24 protein-coding genes and 1 tRNA gene are annotated in these 21,083 nt (G+C 72.1%); 17 read left to right on the forward strand and 8 right to left on the reverse strand.

What is annotated here, in order from left to right:
• Positions 1-572 precede the first annotated feature (572 nt).
• The 6 genes from ABZ899_RS25280 (at position 573) to ABZ899_RS25305 (ending at position 6,921) form a co-directional block, all read left to right on the forward strand.
• Positions 573-1,055: a CarD family transcriptional regulator gene (locus tag ABZ899_RS25280; protein WP_003953493.1), complete on the forward strand. Its 483-nt coding sequence runs from the start codon at positions 573-575 to the stop codon at positions 1,053-1,055.
• A 302-nt stretch (positions 1,056-1,357) separates the two neighbouring features.
• Positions 1,358-2,122, forward strand: coding sequence for a 2-C-methyl-D-erythritol 4-phosphate cytidylyltransferase (ispD, locus tag ABZ899_RS25285; RefSeq protein ID WP_361350207.1), 765 nt, complete (start codon positions 1,358-1,360; stop codon positions 2,120-2,122).
• On the forward strand, positions 2,112-2,615 hold the full coding sequence (ispF, locus tag ABZ899_RS25290) for a 2-C-methyl-D-erythritol 2,4-cyclodiphosphate synthase (protein WP_361350209.1): 504 nt from the start codon (positions 2,112-2,114) through the stop codon (positions 2,613-2,615). Before ispD ends, ispF begins: the two co-directional genes overlap by 11 nt.
• Before the next feature lie 79 nt (positions 2,616-2,694).
• Positions 2,695-4,092, forward strand: coding sequence for a cysteine--tRNA ligase (gene cysS, locus ABZ899_RS25295; protein WP_361350211.1), 1,398 nt, complete (start codon positions 2,695-2,697; stop codon positions 4,090-4,092).
• A 100-nt stretch (positions 4,093-4,192) separates the two neighbouring features.
• A complete protein-coding gene (rlmB, locus tag ABZ899_RS25300; RefSeq protein WP_361350213.1) occupies positions 4,193-5,134 on the forward strand; it encodes a 23S rRNA (guanosine(2251)-2'-O)-methyltransferase RlmB in 942 nt (313 codons plus the stop codon).
• A gap of 134 nt (positions 5,135-5,268) precedes the next feature.
• Positions 5,269-6,921 carry a DoxX family protein gene (locus ABZ899_RS25305; RefSeq protein WP_361350215.1) on the forward strand — a complete coding sequence of 551 codons (1,653 nt, stop codon included), beginning with the start codon at positions 5,269-5,271 and terminating at the stop codon, positions 6,919-6,921.
• Between the two features lie 92 nt (positions 6,922-7,013).
• Here the strand turns inward: ABZ899_RS25305 and ABZ899_RS25310 are convergent, their stop codons facing one another.
• The 3 genes from ABZ899_RS25310 to ugpC form a co-directional block, all read right to left on the reverse strand.
• On the reverse strand, positions 7,014-7,745 hold the full coding sequence (locus ABZ899_RS25310) for a nucleotidyltransferase family protein (RefSeq protein ID WP_361350217.1): 732 nt from the start codon (positions 7,743-7,745) through the stop codon (positions 7,014-7,016).
• 105 nt (positions 7,746-7,850) lie between these two features.
• Positions 7,851-8,309, reverse strand: coding sequence for a hypothetical protein (locus tag ABZ899_RS25315; protein WP_361350219.1), 459 nt, complete (start codon positions 8,307-8,309; stop codon positions 7,851-7,853).
• 208 nt (positions 8,310-8,517) lie between these two features.
• Positions 8,518-9,609, reverse strand: a complete 1,092-nt coding sequence (gene ugpC / locus ABZ899_RS25320) for a sn-glycerol-3-phosphate ABC transporter ATP-binding protein UgpC (RefSeq protein WP_361350220.1) — start codon at positions 9,607-9,609, stop codon at positions 8,518-8,520.
• Positions 9,610-9,825: 216 nt separating this feature from the next.
• On the opposite strand from ugpC, the gene ABZ899_RS25325 reads away from it, so the two are divergent.
• The 5 genes from ABZ899_RS25325 (at position 9,826) to ABZ899_RS25345 (ending at position 12,113) form a co-directional block, all read left to right on the forward strand.
• Positions 9,826-9,900: transfer RNA gene (locus ABZ899_RS25325), tRNA-Thr, on the forward strand.
• A gap of 190 nt (positions 9,901-10,090) precedes the next feature.
• Positions 10,091-10,327: a hypothetical protein gene (locus ABZ899_RS25330; protein WP_361350221.1), complete on the forward strand. Its 237-nt coding sequence runs from the start codon at positions 10,091-10,093 to the stop codon at positions 10,325-10,327.
• A 128-nt stretch (positions 10,328-10,455) separates the two neighbouring features.
• On the forward strand, positions 10,456-10,824 hold the full coding sequence (locus tag ABZ899_RS25335; RefSeq protein WP_361350223.1) for a hypothetical protein: 369 nt from the start codon (positions 10,456-10,458) through the stop codon (positions 10,822-10,824).
• Positions 10,825-11,106: 282 nt separating this feature from the next.
• Positions 11,107-11,529, forward strand: a complete 423-nt coding sequence (locus ABZ899_RS25340; RefSeq protein WP_361350224.1) for a hypothetical protein — start codon at positions 11,107-11,109, stop codon at positions 11,527-11,529.
• 236 nt (positions 11,530-11,765) lie between these two features.
• Positions 11,766-12,113: a hypothetical protein gene (locus tag ABZ899_RS25345; protein ID WP_361350226.1), complete on the forward strand. Its 348-nt coding sequence runs from the start codon at positions 11,766-11,768 to the stop codon at positions 12,111-12,113.
• 138 nt (positions 12,114-12,251) lie between these two features.
• Here the strand turns inward: ABZ899_RS25345 and ABZ899_RS25350 are convergent, their stop codons facing one another.
• From ABZ899_RS25350 to ABZ899_RS25360, 3 genes are all read right to left on the reverse strand, one after another.
• Positions 12,252-12,548 (reverse strand): hypothetical protein, encoded by a 297-nt coding sequence (locus tag ABZ899_RS25350; RefSeq protein WP_361350228.1) that lies wholly within the window; start codon positions 12,546-12,548, stop codon positions 12,252-12,254.
• Positions 12,549-12,803: 255 nt separating this feature from the next.
• Positions 12,804-13,097, reverse strand: a complete 294-nt coding sequence (locus ABZ899_RS25355; protein WP_361350230.1) for a hypothetical protein — start codon at positions 13,095-13,097, stop codon at positions 12,804-12,806.
• Between the two features lie 246 nt (positions 13,098-13,343).
• Positions 13,344-13,841: a hypothetical protein gene (locus ABZ899_RS25360; RefSeq protein ID WP_361350232.1), complete on the reverse strand. Its 498-nt coding sequence runs from the start codon at positions 13,839-13,841 to the stop codon at positions 13,344-13,346.
• Positions 13,842-14,205: 364 nt separating this feature from the next.
• On the opposite strand from ABZ899_RS25360, the gene ABZ899_RS25365 reads away from it, so the two are divergent.
• From ABZ899_RS25365 to ABZ899_RS25390, 6 genes are all read left to right on the forward strand, one after another.
• Positions 14,206-15,072, forward strand: a complete 867-nt coding sequence (locus ABZ899_RS25365; protein WP_361350234.1) for a hypothetical protein — start codon at positions 14,206-14,208, stop codon at positions 15,070-15,072.
• Between the two features lie 54 nt (positions 15,073-15,126).
• A complete protein-coding gene (locus ABZ899_RS25370; protein WP_062669066.1) occupies positions 15,127-15,408 on the forward strand; it encodes a hypothetical protein in 282 nt (93 codons plus the stop codon).
• Positions 15,409-15,562: 154 nt separating this feature from the next.
• Positions 15,563-16,840 carry a wax ester/triacylglycerol synthase domain-containing protein gene (locus ABZ899_RS25375; protein ID WP_361350236.1) on the forward strand — a complete coding sequence of 426 codons (1,278 nt, stop codon included), beginning with the start codon at positions 15,563-15,565 and terminating at the stop codon, positions 16,838-16,840.
• Positions 16,841-16,866: 26 nt separating this feature from the next.
• Positions 16,867-17,148, forward strand: a complete 282-nt coding sequence (locus ABZ899_RS25380) for an acyl carrier protein (protein WP_361350238.1) — start codon at positions 16,867-16,869, stop codon at positions 17,146-17,148.
• Entirely contained in the window at positions 17,145-18,353 is a 1,209-nt protein-coding gene (locus ABZ899_RS25385) for a beta-ketoacyl-[acyl-carrier-protein] synthase family protein (RefSeq protein ID WP_361350240.1), read from the forward strand. The genes ABZ899_RS25380 and ABZ899_RS25385 overlap by 4 nt, the downstream gene beginning before the upstream one ends.
• Before the next feature lie 51 nt (positions 18,354-18,404).
• A complete protein-coding gene (locus ABZ899_RS25390) occupies positions 18,405-19,688 on the forward strand; it encodes a wax ester/triacylglycerol synthase domain-containing protein (RefSeq protein ID WP_361350242.1) in 1,284 nt (427 codons plus the stop codon).
• Position 19,689: 1 nt separating this feature from the next.
• Here the strand turns inward: ABZ899_RS25390 and ABZ899_RS25395 are convergent, their stop codons facing one another.
• Together ABZ899_RS25395 and ABZ899_RS25400 are read right to left on the reverse strand one after the other, a co-directional pair.
• Positions 19,690-20,175 (reverse strand): GNAT family N-acetyltransferase, encoded by a 486-nt coding sequence (locus ABZ899_RS25395; protein ID WP_361350244.1) that lies wholly within the window; start codon positions 20,173-20,175, stop codon positions 19,690-19,692.
• Positions 20,176-20,184: 9 nt separating this feature from the next.
• Positions 20,185-21,069 (reverse strand): aminoglycoside phosphotransferase family protein, encoded by an 885-nt coding sequence (locus tag ABZ899_RS25400; protein WP_361350245.1) that lies wholly within the window; start codon positions 21,067-21,069, stop codon positions 20,185-20,187.
• Positions 21,070-21,083: the final 14 nt, after the last annotated feature.

The raw sequence follows: 21,083 nt of genomic DNA on the forward strand, positions 1-21,083 counted from the left end.
AGCCGCCCTAAGTGTCTGTCAGCGGCCTCAGGTTACCGATCCGTTCCCGCGCGGCCGCACCCGACCCTCCCCTGAGCGGCCAACTGCCGCCGAAGTCCCTCTTCCACCACCCGTCCGTTCACCCACTTGTGCTCCGCCCGCCGCATTGCCCGTGAGGTGGTCCGTCATTCACATAAGGAGCGCCGCACGGCCGCGCGCGGCATTTTTGTGAAGGAATGCGTGACGCCCCGGAATTGATCACCGGACGTACCGCCGACCGGGTAGTGATCAATTCCGGAATCGGCCGGGACCCGACTCGGGACGCCGAACGGAGTAGCGGAAGTCGCACACATGGAACCGGACATTTGTGTACGTTAGGGCACGCGCGGGCAGGCTCGGAGGCGCGTAACGTGTGGGTTTCGGTCCACCCGCAGAGCCCCTCCGACCTGCGAATACCTGCTTCCGTTCCGCTCGCGCAGCACGTTCCTGTCGGAGTTGTCAAGCCCTGAGATATGCCCTGACCTGCGAAAACGCCATTCAGAACCCGCCGTTTCCGTGTTACCCTGGATAGCCACGGAAGGGGTACCTGTCACATGACGTTCAAGGTTGGCGACACCGTGGTCTATCCCCATCACGGGGCCGCGCTGATCGAGGCCATCGAAACTCGCCAGATCAAAGGCGTGGACAAGACCTACTTGGTGCTGAAGGTCGCCCAGGGTGACCTGACGGTACGTGTGCCAGCGGACAATGCGGAGTTCGTCGGCGTACGTGATGTGGTCGGTCAGGACGGGCTGGACCGGGTCTTCGAGGTGCTGCGCGCGCCGTACGCCGAGGAGCCCACGAACTGGTCGCGTCGTTACAAGGCAAATCTGGAGAAGCTCGCCTCCGGCGATGTCATCAAGGTCGCGGAAGTCGTGCGTGACCTGTGGCGTCGTGAGCGCGAGCGCGGACTGTCCGCCGGTGAGAAGCGCATGCTCGCCAAGGCCCGGCAGATCCTGGTGAGCGAGCTCGCCCTCGCGGAGAACACGAACGAGGACAAGGCCGAGGCCCTGCTCGACGAGGTCCTCGCGTCCTGACGCGGTCCATCCGCCTCAGCTCAGCACCCGCCAGTGCTGTGTGATCGAAAAAAGTGCCGCGGTGCCCGATGACCCTCCAGTCGCCGGGCGCTGCGGCATGTTCACTGCGCTGACGTCTGATCTCGGGGGCGCCCCCGATACTGGACGTGCCGGGCCCGGGCAGCTGGCTCGACCGACTGTCACGGAAGGGTCCGGTCAAGGTGTCGCGCCCGGCACTCCCCCCAGCTCAGGCTTCCGCTCGAGCAGGGGGCACGCCCAGGCCATACCCACCTGGGCCGAGCACACAAACCTGACAGGAACCGATGTCCGACGAATCGCGTCCCTCGCCCCCGCAAGCGCGCGCCGGCACCCGCACGGCCGTCGTGATCCCGGCCGCCGGACGGGGTGTGCGCCTCGGTCCGGGCGCCCCCAAGGCGCTCCGCGCGCTGAACGGCACGCCCATGCTCATCCACGCCGTCCGCGCCATGGCGGCCTCGCGTTCCGTCTCCCTGGTGGTGGTCGTGGCCCCGCCCGAGGGAGCCGCCGAGGTCAAGAGCCTGCTCGACGCGCACGCGCTGCCCGAGCGCACCGACTTCCTGGTCGTGCCGGGGGGCGAGTCCCGGCAGGAGTCCGTCCGGCTCGGCCTGGACGCGCTGCCGCCGGACCACGACATCGTCCTGGTGCACGACGCCGCCCGCCCGCTGGTCCCCGTCGACACGGTGGACGCCGTCATCGAGGCCGTCCGCGACGGCGCGCCGGCCGTCGTGCCCGCCCTGCCGCTCGCCGACACGGTCAAGGAGGTGGAGCCCGCCGACGTGCCCGGCACCCCCGAACCGGTGGTGGCCACCCCGTCGCGCGCCCGGCTGCGTGCCGTGCAGACCCCGCAGGGTTTCGACCGCGCCACGCTGGTCCGCGCGCACGAGACCGTCACCGAGGACGTCACCGACGACGCGAGCATGGTCGAGCGGCTGGGCCTGACCGTCGTGGTCGTGCCCGGCCACGAGGAGGCCTTCAAGGTCACCCGGCCCCTGGACCTGGTGCTCGCCGAGGCGGTCCTCGCCCGCAGGAGGCTGAACGATGGCTTCTGAGACGCCCCCGCTGCCCCAGGTCGGCATCGGCACCGACATCCACGCCTTCGAGGACGGCCGCGAACTGTGGTGCGCCGGCCTCAAGTGGGAGGGCGAGGGCCCCGGACTCGCCGGTCACTCGGACGCGGACGTCGTCGCGCACGCCGCCTGCAACGCGCTGTTCTCGGCGGCCGGGCTCGGCGACCTCGGACAGCACTTCGGCACCGGGCGCCCCGAGTGGTCGGGGGCGCCCGGGACCGTGCTGCTGACGGAGGCCGCCCGCATCGTGCGCGAGGCCGGCTTCCGGATCGGCAACATCGCCGTGCAGGTCGTCGGCCCCCGCCCGAAGATCGGCAAACGGCGCGACGAGGCCCAGAAGATCCTCTCCGAGGCGGCGGGGGCACCGGTGGCGGTGTCGGGCGCGACCACGGACGGCCTCGGCTTCCCCGGCCGGGACGAGGGTCTGATGGCCGTGGCGACGGCGCTGGTCGTGCGGGTCGCCGGGGACGGGTGACGGCGGCCGCGGCGACGGGACGGCGGCGAATCGCCGCCAAGGCACCGGGCAGTGGGATCGGCCCACTACCCTAGGTGTCGTGACTATTCGGCTGTACGACACCAGCGCCCGGCAGATCCGTGACTTCACCCCGCTCAAGCCGGGCCATGTCTCGATCTACCTCTGTGGCGCCACCGTGCAGGCCGCGCCCCACATCGGGCACATCCGCTCCGGTCTCAACTTCGACATCATGCGCCGCTGGTTCGCGTACCGCGGCTACGACGTGACGTTCATCAGGAACGTCACGGACATCGACGACAAGATCATCACCAAGTCCATCGAACAGGGCCGCCCCTGGTGGGCCATCGGCTACGAGAACGAGCGCGCCTTCGCCGACGGCTACACCGCCCTCGGCTGCCTCCCGCCGACGTACGAGCCGCGCGCCACCGGCCATGTCACCGAGATGGTCGAGATGATGCGCGGCCTCATCGAGCGCGGTCACGCCTACGAGGCGGACGGCAGCGTCTACTTCGACGTCCGCTCCTGGCCCTCCTACCTGGAGCTGTCCCGGCAGGACCTCGACGAGATGCGCCAGCCCACCGAGGAGGGCATCACGGGCAAGCGGGACCCGCGCGACTTCGCGATGTGGAAGGCCGCCAAGCCCGGTGAGCCCTCCTGGGAGACGCCGTGGGGCCGGGGCCGTCCCGGCTGGCACCTGGAGTGCTCGGCGATGGCCCACAAGTACCTGGGCCCCGCCTTCGACATCCACGGCGGCGGACTCGACCTGATCTTCCCGCACCACGAGAACGAGATCGCCCAGGCCAAGGCCTACGGCGACGAGTTCGCCCAGTACTGGGTGCACAACGCCTGGGTCACCATGAGCGGCGAGAAGATGTCGAAGTCCCTCGGCAACAGCGTGCTGGTGTCCGAGATGGTCAAGCAGTGGCGCCCGATCGTCCTGCGCTACTACCTGGGCACCCCGCACTACCGCTCGACCATCGAGTACAGCGAGGAGGCCCTGCGCGAGGCCGAGTCGGCGTTCGCCCGGATCGAGGGCTTCGTGCAGCGCGTCGTGGAGAAGGCCGGCGTCGTCGAGCCCTCCGCCGACGTGCCGCCGGCGTTCGCCGAGGCGATGGACGACGACCTCGGCGTCCCGCAGGCGCTCGCGGTCGTGCACACGACGGTCCGGCAGGGCAACAGCGCGCTGGCCGCCGACGACAAGGAGGCCGCCGTGGCGCGCCTCGCCGAGGTGCGGGCCATGCTCGGCGTGCTGGGCCTGGACCCGCTCGACGCGCACTGGGCCGGTGAGACCGACCGGGGCGAGGACCTGCACGGCGTGGTGGACACCCTCGTCCGGATGGTCCTCGACCAGCGCGAGGCGGCCCGCTCTCGCAAGGACTGGGCGACCGCGGACGCCATCCGCGACCAGCTCAACCAGTCCGGACTCGTCATCGAGGACAGCCCGCAGGGTCCGCGCTGGAGCCTCGGCCCGCGCTGACCGGACCGGCTCCCGGGGAAGATCGATTGTGCCGCCCGGCCCTCCGGGCGGCACACTGCACGGTACGTACTTTCGAACGCTCACGACAGACAGGTAGGTCATGGCCGCGAACAACCGCCGCATGTCCGGCAAGAAGGGCGCGCAGGTCGGCAGTGGCGGCCAGCGACGCAAGGGTCTCGAAGGCCGGGGTCCGACGCCGCCCGCCGAGATGCGCAAGGGGCACAAGAAGAACCGCATCTCCAACGCCAAGGCGAAGCAGGCCGTACGCCGTCCCACGCCGCGCGGCCGCGGCGGCAAGGGCACCTCGGAGCTGGTCGTCGGCCGTAACCCGGTCGTCGAGGCGCTGCGTGAGGGCGTGCCCGCCAGCACCCTCTACGTGCAGCAGTTCATCGACAACGACGAGCGCGTCCGCGAGGCCCTCCAGCTCGCCGCCGAGCGCGGCGGCATCAACCTCATGGAGGCCCCGCGCCCCGAGCTGGACCGCATGACGAACGGCCTGAACCACCAGGGCCTCGTCCTGCAGGTCCCGCCGTACGAGTACGCGCACCCCGAGGACCTGGCGGGCGCGGCGGCGGACGCGGGCGAGGACCCGCTCATCGTCGCCCTCGACGGGGTGACCGACCCGCGCAACCTGGGGGCGGTCGTGCGCTCGGTCTCCGCGTTCGGCGGTCACGGCGTCGTCGTGCCCGAGCGGCGCGCGGCGGGCATGACGGCCGGTGCCTGGAAGACGTCCGCGGGCGCGGCGGCCCGGACGCCGGTCGCCCGGGCGACGAATCTCACCCGCGCGCTGGAGGCGTACAAGAAGGCGGGCCTCGTGGTCGTCGGTCTCGCCGCCGACGGGGAGGCCGATCTCGGTGACCTGCAGGCCCTGGACGGCCCGGTCGTCATCGTCGTCGGCAGCGAGGGCAAGGGTCTGTCGCGCCTGGTCGGCGAGACGTGCGACGTCCGGGTCCGCATCCCCATGCCCGGTGGCGCGGAGTCGCTCAACGCCGGTGTGGCGGCGGGGATCGTGCTGTACGAGGCGGCCCGCCGGCGCCGCTGAACACCTGTCCGTGGGGTCACCCGTGCGGGCTAATTGCGGTGACAGTGGTGCGACCTGCGCATCCTTGACGGGGTCCGGACAGATCGGACCGGTCAAAGCAGTGTCCTAACCTCACGTCACTCGGTTAGTTGAGCGTGGACACCAGAACACCCCGCACTCCCACGGGGGACCGCTCGTCGGGATACGACGACGCTCCCGCGCTGAGCATGGTGAAGGTGCCGAGCGATCCGGCGCAGATCATCGTCAATCACGCGAGCTTCCGCGTGCTGCTGGGCGCGTCGACCGGGCGCCCCACGTCCCAGCGGATCGCACGGCACCTGAGCGCCACCGAGAACCGCGCCCGCGTGCCCGTCGCCAACGCCGCGGGCGCGGCGTCCGGCGCCCGGCGCCGGGTGTCCGTCTGGAACGGCATGTCGGCGCCCGACGACACCGGCGCCCACCGCCTCCTCCAGGCCGCACGGGACGGCAGCGTCCGGCACGGTGACGAACCGGCGCCCTACGGGGGCGGCACCCAGGTCATCCCGCGCGTCGACGTCGGCGCCGGCTATGCCGGCGGCTACGACGACGGCGGCTACGACGACGACCTGACCCGGACCGTCGAGACCCCGATCGTGGGCGCGCAGCGCACGCACGACGAGTCCCTGCAGACCCGTCTGCTGCCCCACATGCGCACGGTCGAGAGCGCGTACGACGAGGAGTTCGCGTACACCGCCGACGACTTCGGGCCGCACGACGACGCCGACGAGGCGGACGACGGGACCGAGACGGCGCCCAGGCGCTCCGGCGACGATCCCGCCCGGCACGCGTACTTCCCCGGGCGCCGGATGAACCTCGGCGTCGTCCTGCTCCCGCTGCGCGTCTTCCTCGGCTTCATCTCGATCTACGCCGGCATGGGCAAGCTGTGCGACCCCGTCTACTTCGACGGCGGCAAGCGCGGCTCCATGGTGACCTGGCTCAACACCCTGCACCCGTGGGAAGTCGCCGAGCCGCTGCGCCAGTTCGCGCTGGCGCACCCGGTCGGCTCCGGCCTCGTGATCGCCTTCTTCCAGGTCATCGTGGGCGTCCTCACGGTCCTGGGGTGCTGGCAGCGGGTCGCCGCGGTCGTCGGCGCGCTGCTGTCCGCCGCGCTGCTGGTCACCGTCAGCTGGAAGAGCGTCCCGGTCTACGACGCGCCCGACATCATCTACCTCGCCGCCTGGTCCCCGCTGATCATCGCCGGCGCGCCCGTCTACTCCGTCGACGGACGCCTCGCGGGCATGGCCTGGCGCCGGCTCGGCCCCCGCTCCGACATCTGGGAGCTGCGCCAGTACGTGCTGCGCCGCGGCGCCCTGATCACGGCGCTCGCCACCGGGCTGACCCTGCTCGTCGGCTCCCTGCTCGGCGGTGCCGTCCGGGACGCCGACCGTGTGGTGGTGCCCGGCCCGGGTGAGGCCCCGCGCAACGAACTGCCGGGTTCGCCCCTGCCGCAGGAGCCCCACAAGCGGCACCGGAAGACGCCGTCGGCCTCCAATTCTCCGACGCAGGGCGCGACCTCGGGCGCCGCGTCGCCGTCCGGCGCGGCGAGCGCCCCGGGTGCCAGCCGTGACACCGGCTCGACCGGTGTCGGGACGCCCAGCCAGACGCAGGGGACGGCCGGGCAGGCGCCGCCCCAGCAGTCCTCGCCGACCGACCAGGAGCCCAGCACCACCGATCCGACGTCCGGCGGCCCGGCCTCCGGCGGAGGCGGCTCCGCGGGCGGCGGCTCCGAGCCGGACCGGCCCGGCCTGGTGGGCGGTCTGCTGGGGTAGCCGGCACCGCAGGACGGCGAAGGGGCCCCGGACATCTCGTGTCCGGGGCCCCTTCCGCTGTGCGGCGCCGTCGTACGGCCGCCGGGCGGCGCTCAGCGGCCCAGCCCCGCCAGTTCCTTCGCGGCCTCCGTGAGGTCCTTCGCGGTGTCGATGGCCCTCCAGTACGCGCCCTGCGGGATCGGGAAGCCGTACAGGCGCCGTTCGCGGGCGAGATGGGGGAACGTGGTGCGCTCGTGGTCGCCGCGTTCGGGCAGCAGGCCGGCGAAGACGGGGGAGAAGACGTAGACGCCCGCGTTGATCTCGAAGGTCGACGGCGGGGCCTCGATGAAGTCCGTGATGTGCCCGAAGCCGTCCGTCTTCACGGCGCCCCAGGGGATACGCGGCCGCGCGAGGGCGAGGGTGGCGACGGCGTCACGCTCGGCGTGGAAGTCGGCCATGTCGCGCAGCGAGAAACGCGTCCAGATGTCGCCGTTGGTGGCGTACCAGGGCTGGTCGGGGTGCGGGAGATGGGCGGCGGCGTACTTCAGACCGCCGCCGCGGCCGAGGGGCTCGGTCTCGACGACGGTCGTGACGCGCACCGGCAGGTCGGCTGTCTTCAGCCACTCCTGGAGCACCTCGGCGAGATGCCCGCAGCTGATCACGACGTCCGTCACGCCTTCCTCGGCGAGCCAGACGAGCTGATGGCCGATGATCGGCGTCCCCGTGCCGGGGATCTCGACCATCGGCTTGGGCCGGTCGTCGGTGTACGGGCGCAGCCGGGAGCCCTGGCCACCGGCCAGGACGACGGCTTGAACGGGGCGGGACGCGGCGTTCGGATCAGTCATGACCGCACTGTACGCGGCGCCCCGCTCCGGGCATGCGCGGGAAACCGTTCCGCCATCGGACGTAACCGTCCGGAAGCGCGAGGGTGCCTCCGCGGAGGCACCCGGTCAGCTGTGGGCGGCCGCCACCCCCGACGCGAACGCGGTGTCGCAGACGGGCCGGGCGAAGGACTGCGCGCGGTTCGGGCCGTACGCGCGGACCGCGGCGCGGCCGAGGGCGCGGGCGATGGACGCGCAGTGCCGGCCCAGCGAGGGGCGTTCGTCGACCGCCTGCTGGAGATGGGTCAGGGCGACCCCCGGGTTCTTCTCCTGCAGTTCGGTCAGCAGCCGGTCGCGCAGCACGTCCTGCGGAGCGCGCGGGGCGGCGTTCTTCGCACCGCCGACGCTCGTGACGTCGGTCGCCGTGAGCACCGAGTCCGAGGAGTTCCCCGACCAGTTGACCCGGGTGACCGCGAGTGTCCCGGAGAGCACCAGGACGACGGGCAGGACGAGGGCGAGAGTGCGGCCGAGCTGGCGGGCGGGGCCCCGGTGGCCGCGTCGTGTCTGTTGGGTGGTGGAGTGCTTCACGCGAGTGAGGGTAGCGTTCAGTGCGGATATGGCGACATTTAGTCACCGGTTCGAGGGACGACCACTCCCCTTTCGTGTGTTGCGTGTTGACGCACATCATTCGAAATGCCCGGTATGCCGGGGTATTTGTCGACATGGAAAAGGGCCCCGCAGGGATCTGCGGGGCCCTCCTCGTTCACCGCGGGTGCCTCACCCGGTGGTCTCCGGCTCAGTCGGACAGGCGCTCGCCCGTCGACGTCGAGAAGACGTGGGTCTCACCGGAACGCGGGACGATGTGCAGCGTGCTGCCCTTCTCCGGGACGTCACGGCCGCTGACGCGGACCACGAGGTCCTTGGAGTCGTCGCCGCCGACCTTGGCGGTGCCGTAGACGTAGGCGTCGGCGCCGAGCTCCTCGACCACGTTCACCGTGACGGCGAGACCCTGGTCCGAGTCGGGGCCGGCCACGTCGAAGTGCTCGGGGCGGACACCGACGGTGACCGTCTTGTCGGTGGTCGCGGAGAGCGCGTCACGGTCGACCGGGACGACGGAGTTGCCGAACTTCACGCCGCCGTCGGCGATCGGGACCTCGACCAGGTTCATGGCCGGGGAGCCGATGAAGCCGGCGACGAAGAGGTTCGCGGGGCGGTCGTACATGTTGCGCGGGGTGTCGACCTGCTGGAGCAGACCGTCCTTGAGGACCGCCACACGGTCGCCCATCGTCATGGCCTCGACCTGGTCGTGGGTGACGTAGACGGTGGTGATGCCGAGGCGGCGCTGCAGCGACGCGATCTGGGTACGGGTGGAGACACGGAGCTTGGCGTCCAGGTTGGACAGCGGCTCGTCCATGAGGAAGACCTGCGGCTCACGCACGATGGCACGGCCCATCGCCACACGCTGGCGCTGACCGCCGGAGAGGGCCTTGGGCTTGCGGCCCAGGTACTCGGTGAGGTCGAGGATCTTCGCGGCGTCCTCGACCTTCTGGCGGATCTCCGCCTTCGGCACACCGGCGATCTTGAGCGCGAAGCCCATGTTGTCGGCGACCGTCATGTGCGGGTACAGCGCGTAGTTCTGGAACACCATGGCGATGTCCCGGTCCTTGGGCGGCAGGTGCGTGACGTCGCGGTCACCGATACGGATGGCTCCGGCGTTGACGTCCTCGAGCCCCGCGAGCATCCGGAGCGAGGTGGACTTGCCGCAGCCGGACGGGCCGACCAGGACGAGGAACTCGCCGTCCGCGATCTCGATGTCGAGTGCGTCGACGGCGGGCTTGTCGGAACCCGGGTAGATCCGGGTCGCCTTGTCGAACGAGACAGTGGCCATGGTGAATGGGCCCCCTTCTACCGGCAGGAACGTGCCGGACGATCCGTTGTAGGAAGGTGGTTGGTGTAGTCCACTTGCGCGGACTGGCACTGGACGCTACCTGGCGTTCGCCTGGTCTGTCAGTACATGGAGCATGTGAACTTCGCGGAAATTCTCGGCGGAGCCCGCTGCCGAGGTGGGTACACTGCACGGGCGCGTGCGTGACACCGCGCGCATGCCTCCTTAGCTCAGTTGGTCCAGAGCGGCTGTCTTGTAAACAGCAGGTCGTCGGTTCGAATCCGACAGGGGGCTCTTCGCAACTGCGGGGCGGCGACTCGAAAGAGGCCGCCCCGCACGTCTTTTCCCGTCCCCTTTCACACCTCCATGTCCCGCCGGGGACACGGGACATGTGCCGTCATGGAATAGGGTGGCTACTGCTAGTGTTCACGCAGTCACAGTGGGCAATCAGCCTCATGTACATGTAATGAAATCCGAGGGTTCCATGCGCAAGCTTCACCAGGTCATGATCGCCGCTGCCGCCGCCGGCGGGCTCACCGCCATCGGCGCCGGCACGAGCGTCGCCCACGACGCCAAGCCGTCCGTGACCGACATGTACCGCCCGTACCAGGAGTGCAGCCCGCAGACCGTGGCCGCCACCGACGTCCCGGTCGCCGTCCTCGGCCTCTCCGAGACCTTCGACACCACCTGCGGTCAGTTCAACAACGCCTTCACCCGCTGACAGTCGGCGGCGTAGTCGTGCGCGACGCCTTCCCCGGGCCCCTTCGGAGTCACCCCCGAGGGGGCCCGTTCCTGGGCGGCCCCCGGGAAGGCGTGTCCGGGCCCACCCCCACGAAGGAGACGCAACACATGTTCAACGGCAAGAAGATCCTGGCTGTCTCGGGGCTGCTCGGCGGCCTCGCCCTGGCCGGCCTCGGCGCCGGGCAGGCCCACGCCGCGAACCCCGCCTGCGCCGTGGACGCGCAGGGCAACATCATCTGCACCCAGACGGTCACCGGGCAGACGCCCGAGGGCGAGGACTTCGTCCTGCGGCGCAGCGTGAACTGCCAGCCGTCGCAGCCCCTCACCCTGCCCGCCCCCGGTGTCCTGTCCAACGGGAAGACCCGGATCGGCCCCCAGATCACGTGCGCCGACATGAACGAGCCGGCGCCCGCGGCCCCCGCCGACAGCGGCGAGCGGAGCGAGGTGAGCCCGCTCATCGCCCGCCTCCTGGGCTGAGCGGACGACCGCGGTACGGACGAAGCAGCGGACGGCCGGAATCAGGGAGACCTGATCCGGCCGTCGCTTTTTTGTGTGCCTGGCCCGGTAATTCGGCAATTGGGTGACCCTCCCTTCCGGCCCGTGACCAGGACCCGGGGTGACGTCGTTTTCCCTTGAAGGAAAACGGCGCCGACACGCCTCCCACGACAGCGAAAGATCCCAAATTGCTACGGATTGACTGTATATGCTCACATTAAGTAGTCAACCAGGGCTTCGTGCCCGGGAAGAAAGGGTCAATCCATGCGCAGGTTTCAGCGCGTCGCGGTGGTAGCCGCGGCTCTCGCGGGGCTGTCCGCCTTCGGTATCGGTGCCGGTACCGCTTTCGCCGACGAGGGTGAGACGGAGGGGCAGGTCGTCACCGCGGTGGCCAACTCCTCGGCCAACGCCGTCGCCACGGCGGGTGCCCCGCAGGCCGAGAAGGCCGTCGGTCCGGAGGCCGCTCCTGTGGCCGCCGAGCCGCAGGCCGCGCCGGAGGCCGCTCCCGTCGCCGCTCCCGAGGCTGCCCCGGTCGCCGCCCCCGAGGCCGCTCCCGAGGCCGCTCCCGAGGCCGCTCCCGAGGCTGCTCCGGTCGCCGCCCCCGAGGCCGCTCAGCCGGTCGCCTCGGAGGCCGCTCCCGAGGCTGCCGCCCCGGAGTACGGCTACGGCGAGTACGCCGCCAAGTAAGCATCTCCCCGCGGGAAACCGGTGCACGAGATTCAGGGCCTCGCACCGGATTCCCCCGGTACGCCGCACGCGGTGTGCCGGTGAAACCCTCAGCGACTCGCAGCCCGGCCGCGCGGCAGACCCTTCGGGGTGCGCGGCCGGGCTGCGGCGGTGCCGTCGCCGGGCGCGTACGAGTTCGCGCCGGGCGACGGGTTTTTCGAAACTCGACCAACTCCAGGACAAGAGGAACGCAGCACATGACCGGTCGACAGAAGATCGCAACCGTCTCGGGGCTCATCGGAGCGCTCGCCGTCCTGTACGGCGGTGCCGCACCCGCGTTCGCGGACGACTCCAAGGGGGTCTGCACCATCACGTCGCAGGGCGACATCGTCTGCGTCAAGAAGACCGAGGTCGTCCGCAAGGACAAGCGCAACGGCTACGTGGTCCAGCAGAAGCAGGACTGCTCGACGACCGAGCGGCCGCGTTTCGTCGGCGTCGACGGCAGGGCGGTGGACGAGGGCGCCACGGACTCGGGTCCCGTCATCGAGTGCAACAACCGGGCGGAGCTGCCGAAGGGGTTCAAGCTCCCCAAGTTCGACTTCTGACGCCTGCCCCACACGAAGAAGCCGGGCCCGGAGTGATCCGGGTCCGGCTTCTTCGTGTCCCGGACGGAGGCCGCCCGGCCGAACGACGGGTGCCCCCGGCCGGCGGCCGGGGGCACCTCGGGAGAGAACTCCCTTACGTCACTTGCCGAAGGCGCTGTTGTTGCAGCCCATGGAGGAGCCGAGGCTCGTCTCCTGCGCGCCGGGGTTGCCTTCGCCGTTCAGCAGGTTGCCGCCCAGGCCGTTGGCGATGCCGACCTGGCCCAGGATGTCGACGTTGGCGTCGTGCGAACGGCAGGTGCTGCTCTGCAGAACGCTGACGCTGCTGCCCGTCTTCTGGCCCCAGCCGCCCTGGTCGGCCTGGGCGGTTCCCGCGCCCAGGAGTCCGACGGTGCCGAGCGCGGCGACCACGACGGCGGCCTTGTGGAGCTTGTGCATGTTCATCTCCGGTGGAGTGGAGGGTGTTGCGGTCCGTCATGGACCGCGTCCGTACAGTTACGGAGACTAATAAGAAGTATTTCAAAGCAATGGGCGGCGCGCCCGAATTCGGAAAAGTCTCACCGCGTTGGCCGATGGCATGTGAATTCGCGTGTGCGCCCACGAATTGGCGGCAAAAAGCAGTCCCGGCGCCGGACTCGCGGTCCGGCGCCGGGACATGGCCCTGCTCGGGCCGGCGGTGCGGCCCGGGGTGGCTCAGAAGGCGCTGTTGTTGCAGCCCATCGTCGAGCCGAGGTGGGTCTCCTGCGCGCCCGGGTCGCCCTCGCCGTTGAGCGCGCTGCCCAGCAGGCCGTTGAGGATGCCGACCTCGCCGAGGATGTCCAGGTTCAGGTCGTGCGACTTGCAGTTGGAGCTCTGCAGGACGCTGTACTTGTCGCCGCCGCTCTTGCCGTGGCCCTCGTCGCCGTGCGCGGTGGCCGTGCCGGCGCCCAGGAACCCGACGGTGCCGAGGGCGGCGACCACGACGGCGGCCTTGCGAAGCTTGTGCATGTCATCTCCGGTGGAGTGAGGTGGGATGCGATCCGTGAGAGATCGACTTCTTACAGTCACCGGAGATTAATAGGGACAATCCGATATGTCCGGAACGGCACGCCGCGTCGGGCGATGTCGCTCCGGAAGCACCCGAAAAGTCGCATCGCGGAAGACGGCGCCCCGGCGCCCGGTTCACACCGGATGCCGGGGCGCCGTCCGAACCGCCCTGCCGTTCGAGCCGGTTGGCGGCGGCGTTGCCGCGGGTCAGCGTGAGGCGTGGGCGTGGGCGAGGGAGTTGGCCTGGCTGTTGGCCTGGTCGCAGTCGATGCCCCGGGTCTCGGCGGCGGCGAGCACCGCGACCGGGACGGCCGCGTTGAGCAGGCTCTGCGGGCTGCACTCCTGGTACGGACGGAAGAGGTTGGCCTGCTGGACCGGGCCGGACGGCGCGGCGGCGGGCTGCGGGTTGACCTGGGGGCTGATCTTCGGGCTCAGCTGGGGGCTGACCTGCGGACTGACCTCCGCGCCGCGCTGCGGTGCCGCGGCCGGGGCGGCCGCCTGGCGCTGGGCGGCCGGCAGGTTGGAGGACTGCACGCTGGCCTGGGAGTTGGTCCACGAACCGGCCTGGGCGTCCTGCTGCGGCGCGGCGGGGGCGCCGCCGCCGTAACCGGCGGGCGTCCCCCCGGCGAGGCTGGGGCCCGCGCCGATCGCCGACAGACCACTGGCTGCTGCTACGACGAGCGCGACCTGGTGAAGCTTGCGCATGGAACTCGGCCCTTCATTGACCTGTGCATGGACGTACGGAAATGCGACTGCGACGGACCACGTCGCTCCGATCCCTGTGCGGGGAACGACACGGCGGCTTGTGCGGTCACGTTCCGGAATGCGCGGTCACCCGTTTGCCGCTGAGTGCTTTGATATGACCGGTGGCATTTGAGTGACGGAATTCGGAGTGCCGTGACCTGGTCGCTCTCGTAGTCGTTCCCCAGCAGGAAGGCGTGAAGTCCACATGACAGCTCAGGCATTACCCCTGTAAGGGCGCAGTACGAATATCAGACTGAGCGCACGCGACATCCCACTGAATTAATACGGATTTCCCTGCACAGGTAATGAAGGGCCGAGGGTTTCCATGCGCAAGCTTCACAAGGCCGCGCTCGTCGTAGCGGCGGCAGGCGGTCTCACCGCCATCGGTGCCGGCGTGAGCGAGGCCGCCGACTATCCCGTCGGGTACAGCGGTGCCGCCCCGGCTCCCGCTCCCGGATACCCGGCGCCGCAGTACGCGGCCCCGGCACCGGCTCCCGCACCGCAGTACCAGGCGCCGCCGCAGTACGCGGCTCCGGCTCCGCAGTACCAGGCGCCGCCGCAGTACGCGGCTCCGGCTCCGCAGTACCAGGCGCCGCCGCAGTACGTCCCGGCCCCCGCTCCGCAGTACCAGGCGCCGCCGCAGAGCGCACCGGTGGCCGCTCCGCAGTACCAGGCGCCGCCGCAGAGCGCACCGGTGGCCGCGGCGGCGACGTCCCGTTCGGAGGGCACGGCGGCCGTCAGCCGTCCGCAGCCGGCGCCGCAGTACGTGGCACCGGCGCCAGCGCCGGCACCGGCCCCGGCTCCCGCTCCGGTGGCCGCCCCGCAGGAGCCCGCCGGCTACGCCAGCGCCACCGCCACCTCGGGCGGCTTCGCGCAGGCCGCGACCCCCGCTGCCGCTCCGCAGCTCGCCGCTCCGCAGCAGGCGGCGCCGCAGGTCGTGCCGCAGGTGACGCCGCAGGCCGCTCCGCAGGTCATGCCGCAGGTCGCCCCGCACGTCTCCGCTCCGCAGGTCTTCAGCCCGGAGCCGGCGCCGCGTGTCGCCCCGCAGGTGAACCCGCAGGTCAACCCTGAGGTGAACCCGCTGATCAACCCGCTGATCTCGCCGGCCAGCGCGCCGCAGGTGCCCGGCCTCGGCCTGGGCCAGGTCGCCGCGCCCCCGGTGGGCCAGCTGGGTCTGCCCCGCCTCGGCTGATCACCGCACCGATCCGCCGCACACCCCCTCAATCGCAAGACCAACGGAGAGAACATGCGCAAGCTCCACAAGGTGGCCCTCGTGGGCGCCGTCCTCGGCAGCGTCGGCTCGTTCGGCGCCGGCACCGCCCTGGCCCACGGTGAGGGCAGGGCCCACGACGTGGACATCACGCAGGGCATCGAGTGCCGCTCGCACGACATGAACATCGACGTCCTGGGCAACCTCGGCGCCCTGAACGGCGCGCTGGCCAACGCCCTCAACGGCGAGGGCTCCCCGGGCGCCCAGCCCAGCCACCTCGGCTCCGACATGGGCTGCAACAGCGCCGCCCTCAAGTAGTCGCGGGAAGCGCCCGGTTCACGCCCGCTCCGTCACGGGGCGGGCGTTGGACTGCCGCCACCGGCAACGCTGTGTGAACGTGTGTGACTCTACGTGTATGGTTGATCGCGTCGGCTCACGAGGCCCGACGGAACGGACGGCGAGGAGTGGTCCCTTGGGCAAGTCGACCTTGCTGAAGATCCCCCGCACGCGACTGTCCTACGCCGACGAGATGCTGCTGATCAACGGCTGCCCCGGAGTCATCGGCCTGGCCGCCGTCTTCTCCGGTGAGCCGCCCGCACCGGACCGGGTGCGGGCCCGCGTCGCCGAGCGGTGGTCCGGCCTGGAGCGGATGCACCAGGTGCTGGACCGACCCGCGGGCGGAGCGGGCGGCACGCGCTGGACCGTACCGGGACCCTTCGACCCCGGTGCCCATGTGGCCGTCGCACCGGCCGGGTTGGACGGCCTGTGGTCCACGAGCGTGGACCGGCCGCTGCCCGGCGGCCTCCCGCCCTGGCGGCTGTATGTCGTCCCCGGCGCGGCGTACGGCGGTGACTTCGCGCTCGCTCTGGTCGCCCAGCACACCCTGCTCGACGGGCGGTCCCTCGCGACGCTGATGCGGGCCCTGGTGGACGAGCCCGCCGCGGCGCGCGGTGCGGCCCGGCCGGCGCCGGTCCGGCCCGGGCTGCGTGCGGCGGGCCGGGAACTCAGGACCATGACGGTCGCCGGACAGTCCGTCCCGCTGCGGCCGCCGGGTGAGGCCCGCCCGTCGGTCGCGGTGCGTGAACTGGCCGCGCAGACCGTGCGGTCGGCCCGCCGCCAGCCCGCCGACGGCCGGGGCGCCACACTCAACGAACTGCTGGTGGCCGCCGTCGCCGGAGCGCTGCGCGCACGCTACGGCCCTGTCCGGGACTGGCGCGCACGGGACGAACCCGTGTACACGGCGGTGCCCTGCGATCTGCGCACCCGGACGAACACCACGGAACTCGGCAACACCGTCACGGTGGTCCGGGTGCCGTTGCCCGTCGACGTGGACGGCCCCGTGGCCCGGCTGCGCGCCTGCCAGGCCGCGCTGGCCACGGTCCCCGACCGGGCGGCCGTCCACGCCGGCGTGCTCTTCCCCGCTGCAGAAGCGGTTCGCCGCACGGGGCCCTGGGTGACCCGGCTGCTGACCGGCCGGGGCCGCCACACCTGTTTCGCCGCGACCGCCACCACGGCCCTGAAATGGCCCGGCGCGGCCGGCACGTTCGAAGGGCGCCGCCTCGTGCGCACGGTGGGGCTCCCGCCCCTGCAGCGTCCGGGCACCGCCAGCTTCGCCGTGGCCCAGGTGGGGGACGCGTTCACGCTCACCGTCGTGTCCCACCTGCGCCCGGACGACGCCGGACGGCTCGCCGACGCGGTCGTCACGGAGTTCGGGACCTGGGCGCGGACGACGACGCCGTCAGTGCCCTGACGGCACCACAAGAGGGAGGCAGTTGGATGGAAGCGGAACACGGCCACGTATGGGAAGCGCTGCGCCCGCTGTGCGCGCGGGTGATGTCCGTGCCGGCGGAGGCGGTGGTGCCGCACGCCCGGCTGGTCGCCGACCTGGGCGCCGACAGCCTGGACATCACCGAACTCGAGGTGGCGTCCGAGGAGATGTTCGGGGTGTCCCTGCGGGGCACCGACAAGACCGGGGTGTCCACCGTGGGTGATGTCGCCGATCTGATCGTGCGGCTGCGCGCCGGGGTCCCCGGCCTCCACAGCTCCGTGGGCCGATGACCGGCCGCCCCGCCGTCGCCGTCACCGGCCTCGGGGTCCGCTGCGCGGCCGGCTCGAGTCCGGACGAGCTGTGGGACAACCTGCTGCACGGCCGTTCGGCGGTCTCGCTGCACTCCTTCGACGCCGACGGCACCGTCGTGCACCCGGCGTCGGCGATGCACGGCTTCGACACGGCCGGGTACCTCGCTCCCAAGGAGGTGCGGCGCACGGACCGTTCGGTGCAGCTGGCGGTGTGCGCGGCCCTGGACGCCGTCACCGACGCCGGGGGGCTGCACGTGCCGCCCGCGCGGCGCGCGGTGGTCACCGGCACCGGCTACGGCGGGGTGGTCAGCCAGGAGAACGGCCTCGGGCAGCCCGACGTGCTCTACGCGCCCCGGCTGATGAACAACGCGGGCGCGTACTGGATCACCGCCAAGCTCGACGTCACCGGGCCCAGCCTGACGGTGTCCACCGCCTGCTCCTCCGGTACGCACGCCGTGGGCGAGGCACTGCAGATGATCCGGTCGGGATGCGCGGACGTCGTGGTCGCCGGGGGGCACGACAGCCCTCTGACGCCGACGACCGCGCTGGCCTTCGGGCGGGCCGGCGCGATGGTCACCTCCTGTGCCGAACCAGCCTCCGCGTCACGGCCGTTCGACGCCGCACGGCAGGGTTTCGTGCTGGCCGAGGGCGCCGCCTTCCTGGTGCTGGAGCGGCTCGACCTGGCCCGGGCGCGCGGTGCGCGCGTGTACGCGACGCTCACCGGGTACGGACGCACCTCCGACGCCTACCACCTCACGGCGCCCCACCCGGACGGGACGGGCGCGCGGGCCTGCATGGAGCAGGCGCTCGCCGACGCGGGGACCACCGCCGACGCCGTCACCCATGTCAACGCGCACGGCACCGGAACCGAGTTGAACGACCTGGCGGAGGCGCGGGCCATCAGCGCCCTGTTCGGGCCGCGGCGGGTGCCCGTGACCGCTCCGAAGGCGGTGACCGGGCACGGTCTGGGGCTGGCGGGGGCGCTGGAGGCCGTGGTCACGGCGCTGTCCGTGCGCGAGGGGATCGCTCCGCCCACAGCCCATCTGACCAGGCTGGACCCGCGCTGCGAGCTGGACGTGGTCGTCGGTGAACCGCGCAAGATCCCGGACGGCCCGGTGATCAGCAACAGCTTCGCCTTCGGGGGCCACAACGCCTGTGTCGTCCTCGACTCGCCTGCTCCCTGAGCACCGGCGGCGGGCATGACCGGGGGAATCGCGGAAGGGAGGTGGCGGGGCATGAGGCTGACGGCCATCGAGGAAGGGCACCTGCGCAACGGGATGCCCGGGACCATCGGGATCGTGGGGCTGTTCCCCGCGGACGGGCCGCCGTTCGACCTGGCGTGGCTGCGGGCCCGGGTCCGGGAGCGATGGGGCGGCCTGGAGCGGATGAGCCTCGCCCTGCGGCCGCCCGCCGGTCCGGCCGCGTTCTCCGTGCACCGCTGGGCGGCCCGGCCGTTCGACCCCGCCGCGCACATCGCCACGGACGACCGGGACCTGCGCACGCTGCTGACCGACGCGGTGAGCCGGCCGCTGCCCGAGGACCGGCCGCTGTGGCGGCTGCTGGTGACGGAGCGGGCCACCGAACGCGGTGAGCGCGCCGTCGTCCTGCTCGCGCACCACGCCCTGCTCGACGGGCGGTCGCTGGAGACGCTGTTCCGGCTGCTGATGGACGACGCCGTGCCGCCCCGCCCGCCCGCGCCGGGTGCCGAGCCCCGCCGGCGGCCCGTCCGCCCCGCCACCGTGGGCCGGGAACTGCGGGTCATCGGCGCCCGGGGCCGCGCCCTGCCCGCCTCCCCGGCGGGGGAGTACGCGCCGTCGGTGGCCGTGGTACGGCTCGACGCGCCCGTGATGCGCGCGGCCCGCCGCCAGCCCGAGGCCGGCCGGGGCGCCACCCTCAACGAACTGCTGCTCAGCAGCTTCGCCGGCGCCCTGCGCGCCCGTTACGGCCCGCTGCGTGCCTGGCCCGCGGGACCGGCCCCGTTCTTCGGCACCGTCCCCGTCGACCTGCGGGGCCGGCACGACGCCCAGCGGCTCGGCAACGGCGTCACCGCGCTGCGCATCCCGCTGCCCGTGGACGTCGACTCGCCGGTGGCGCGGCTGCGCGCCTGCCAGGAGGAGGTCGCGGCGTTCGACCACCGCTGCGACGCGCACCGGGCGATCCTGCCGCCGCTGCTCGCCACCGCGCGCGCCATGCCGTGGCTGGCCGAGATGATGGCCCGGCGCCTGGCCCGCCCCGAGCTGACGACCAGCCTGTGCACGGCGTTCAAGTGGAGGGACAACCCGAGCCGGCTGCACGGGCGCACCCTGGCCCGGGTCGTGCCCCTGCCGCAGCTCGCGACGCCGGGCACCGCGAACCTGTGCCTGGTGCACTGCGCGGACAGCTACACCCTCACCGTCGTCAGCCATCTGCGGGACGGGGACGCCGGGCTGATCGGCGGCGCCGTGGCCCGGGAACTCGCGGCGGTCGCGGCGTGCGAGGCGCCGGCCGCGCGTCCGGCGCGGGAAGTGCGGGCGCGGTGAGTCAGGACGGCCTGGCACTGCCCAGCGCGGCCAGCGCGTCGTCCGTCAGCCGGTACACCGTCCACCCGTCCTGCGGGCGGGCGCCCAGGGACTCGTAGAAGGCAATCGACGGGGCGTTCCAGTCGAGGACCGACCACTCCAGGCGCTGGTAGCCGCGCTCCACGCACAGCCGGGCCAGCTCGGTGAGCAGCGCCTTGCCGTGGCCGGCGCCCCGGGCGGCGGGGCGGACGTAGAGATCCTCCAGGTGGATGCCGTGCACCCCGCGCCAGGTGGAGAAGTTCAGGAACCACAGCGCGCAGCCGACGGTCTCGCCGGTGTCGTCGTCGGCCGCGATGTGCGCGTACACGGCGGGCCGGTCGCCGAAGAGGGCCTCGTGCAGTTGCTCCGGTGTCGCCCTGGCCTCGTGCGGCGCCTTCTCGTACGCGGCGAGTTCACGGATCAGGGTGTGCAGGGTGGGGACGTCGGCGGGGGTGGCGGGGCGAATCATGATCGGAGGCTAACCGGCCGCCGCGCGCAACCGCCCGGCGATCTCGAACTGGCGCTCGTCGAGCGGGCGGCCGTCCTCGATGTCCCACAGGCAGTTCTGCAGCAGGCGGCCGTACGTCCAGGCCCGCGCGCGGGCCCGGTCCAGGCCGAGGATGTCGGTCATGGCGTCGAAACGCCAGACGACGTCGTCGGCGTCGAAGCGGTTGTCCAGGGCGGGCCACAGCTCGAAGCCCGGGTCGCCGGCGAGGGGCTTGGGGTCGATCGCCAGCCAGGGGGCGCGTGCGGAGGAGAGGACGTTCTCCTCGTGCAGGTCCCAGTGGAGCAGGCGGTCGCCGGGCTCGTCGGCGACCTCCCGTACGGCGGCGGCGCAGTCGGTGAGCAGGCGGCGGGCCCGCGGGTCCGTGAGCTGCTCCAGGGCACGCGGGGTGCGCTCCAGCATGCCGTGCGCGATGTCGCCGAGGCGGCGCAGCCCCGGGGGAGCGGTGAACGACGTCAGATGGGCCAGCAGACCGGCGATGACCTGCACGGACCGGTGGACGTCCAGGGCCGCGAGGGAGCGGGTGGCGTCGAGGCGTTCGAGGAGCATCGTGCCGGTGGCCGCGTCGTGGTCGAGAAGGCGGACCGCGCCGTCGCCGTCCCAGTGGCGCAGGGCGACCGGTTCGCCCGCCGTCTCGGCGTCGAGGAGTTGCAGCTTCAGCGCGGCGGGGGTGCCGTCCCGTCGGGTCACCGGGACGACCAGCGCGGCGACCCCGTGCATCGGCCGTCCGTCGGCCGTCAGTTCCCAGCGGTCGAGGAACGCTGCCGTGAGCCGGGGGAGAGCGGCGACGAAGGCGCGGCCCGCCTCCCCGTTGTACTCCTGCTGCGACGCGGCGAGCCCCGCGGGGACCTCGATCATTCCGGGGACCCTAC

The sequence above is a fragment of the Streptomyces sp. NPDC046859 genome (assembly GCF_040645135.1).
In the GTDB taxonomy this organism is placed as follows: Bacteria; Actinomycetota; Actinomycetes; order Streptomycetales; family Streptomycetaceae; genus Streptomyces.

What these genes read in the sequence shown, in the direction of transcription:
- ABZ899_RS25280 (WP_003953493.1), top strand. Translation starts at nt 573, where the DNA reads ATGACGTTCAAGGTTGGCGACACCGTGGTCTATCCCCATCACGGGGCC.
- ispD (WP_361350207.1), top strand. Translation starts at nt 1,358, where the DNA reads ATGTCCGACGAATCGCGTCCCTCGCCCCCGCAAGCGCGCGCCGGCACC.
- ispF (WP_361350209.1), top strand. Translation starts at nt 2,112, where the DNA reads ATGGCTTCTGAGACGCCCCCGCTGCCCCAGGTCGGCATCGGCACCGAC.
- rlmB (WP_361350213.1), top strand. Translation starts at nt 4,193, where the DNA reads ATGGCCGCGAACAACCGCCGCATGTCCGGCAAGAAGGGCGCGCAGGTC.
- ABZ899_RS25310 (WP_361350217.1), bottom strand. Translation starts at nt 7,745, where the DNA reads ATGACTGATCCGAACGCCGCGTCCCGCCCCGTTCAAGCCGTCGTCCTG.
- ugpC (WP_361350220.1), bottom strand. Translation starts at nt 9,609, where the DNA reads ATGGCCACTGTCTCGTTCGACAAGGCGACCCGGATCTACCCGGGTTCC.
- ABZ899_RS25330 (WP_361350221.1), top strand. Translation starts at nt 10,091, where the DNA reads ATGCGCAAGCTTCACCAGGTCATGATCGCCGCTGCCGCCGCCGGCGGG.
- ABZ899_RS25335 (WP_361350223.1), top strand. Translation starts at nt 10,456, where the DNA reads ATGTTCAACGGCAAGAAGATCCTGGCTGTCTCGGGGCTGCTCGGCGGC.
- ABZ899_RS25340 (WP_361350224.1), top strand. Translation starts at nt 11,107, where the DNA reads ATGCGCAGGTTTCAGCGCGTCGCGGTGGTAGCCGCGGCTCTCGCGGGG.
- ABZ899_RS25345 (WP_361350226.1), top strand. Translation starts at nt 11,766, where the DNA reads ATGACCGGTCGACAGAAGATCGCAACCGTCTCGGGGCTCATCGGAGCG.
- ABZ899_RS25350 (WP_361350228.1), bottom strand. Translation starts at nt 12,548, where the DNA reads ATGCACAAGCTCCACAAGGCCGCCGTCGTGGTCGCCGCGCTCGGCACC.
- ABZ899_RS25355 (WP_361350230.1), bottom strand. Translation starts at nt 13,097, where the DNA reads ATGCACAAGCTTCGCAAGGCCGCCGTCGTGGTCGCCGCCCTCGGCACC.
- ABZ899_RS25360 (WP_361350232.1), bottom strand. Translation starts at nt 13,841, where the DNA reads ATGCGCAAGCTTCACCAGGTCGCGCTCGTCGTAGCAGCAGCCAGTGGT.
- ABZ899_RS25365 (WP_361350234.1), top strand. Translation starts at nt 14,206, where the DNA reads ATGCGCAAGCTTCACAAGGCCGCGCTCGTCGTAGCGGCGGCAGGCGGT.
- ABZ899_RS25370 (WP_062669066.1), top strand. Translation starts at nt 15,127, where the DNA reads ATGCGCAAGCTCCACAAGGTGGCCCTCGTGGGCGCCGTCCTCGGCAGC.
- ABZ899_RS25380 (WP_361350238.1), top strand. Translation starts at nt 16,867, where the DNA reads ATGGAAGCGGAACACGGCCACGTATGGGAAGCGCTGCGCCCGCTGTGC.
- ABZ899_RS25385 (WP_361350240.1), top strand. Translation starts at nt 17,145, where the DNA reads ATGACCGGCCGCCCCGCCGTCGCCGTCACCGGCCTCGGGGTCCGCTGC.
- ABZ899_RS25390 (WP_361350242.1), top strand. Translation starts at nt 18,405, where the DNA reads ATGAGGCTGACGGCCATCGAGGAAGGGCACCTGCGCAACGGGATGCCC.
- ABZ899_RS25395 (WP_361350244.1), bottom strand. Translation starts at nt 20,175, where the DNA reads ATGATTCGCCCCGCCACCCCCGCCGACGTCCCCACCCTGCACACCCTG.
- ABZ899_RS25400 (WP_361350245.1), bottom strand. Translation starts at nt 21,069, where the DNA reads ATGATCGAGGTCCCCGCGGGGCTCGCCGCGTCGCAGCAGGAGTACAAC.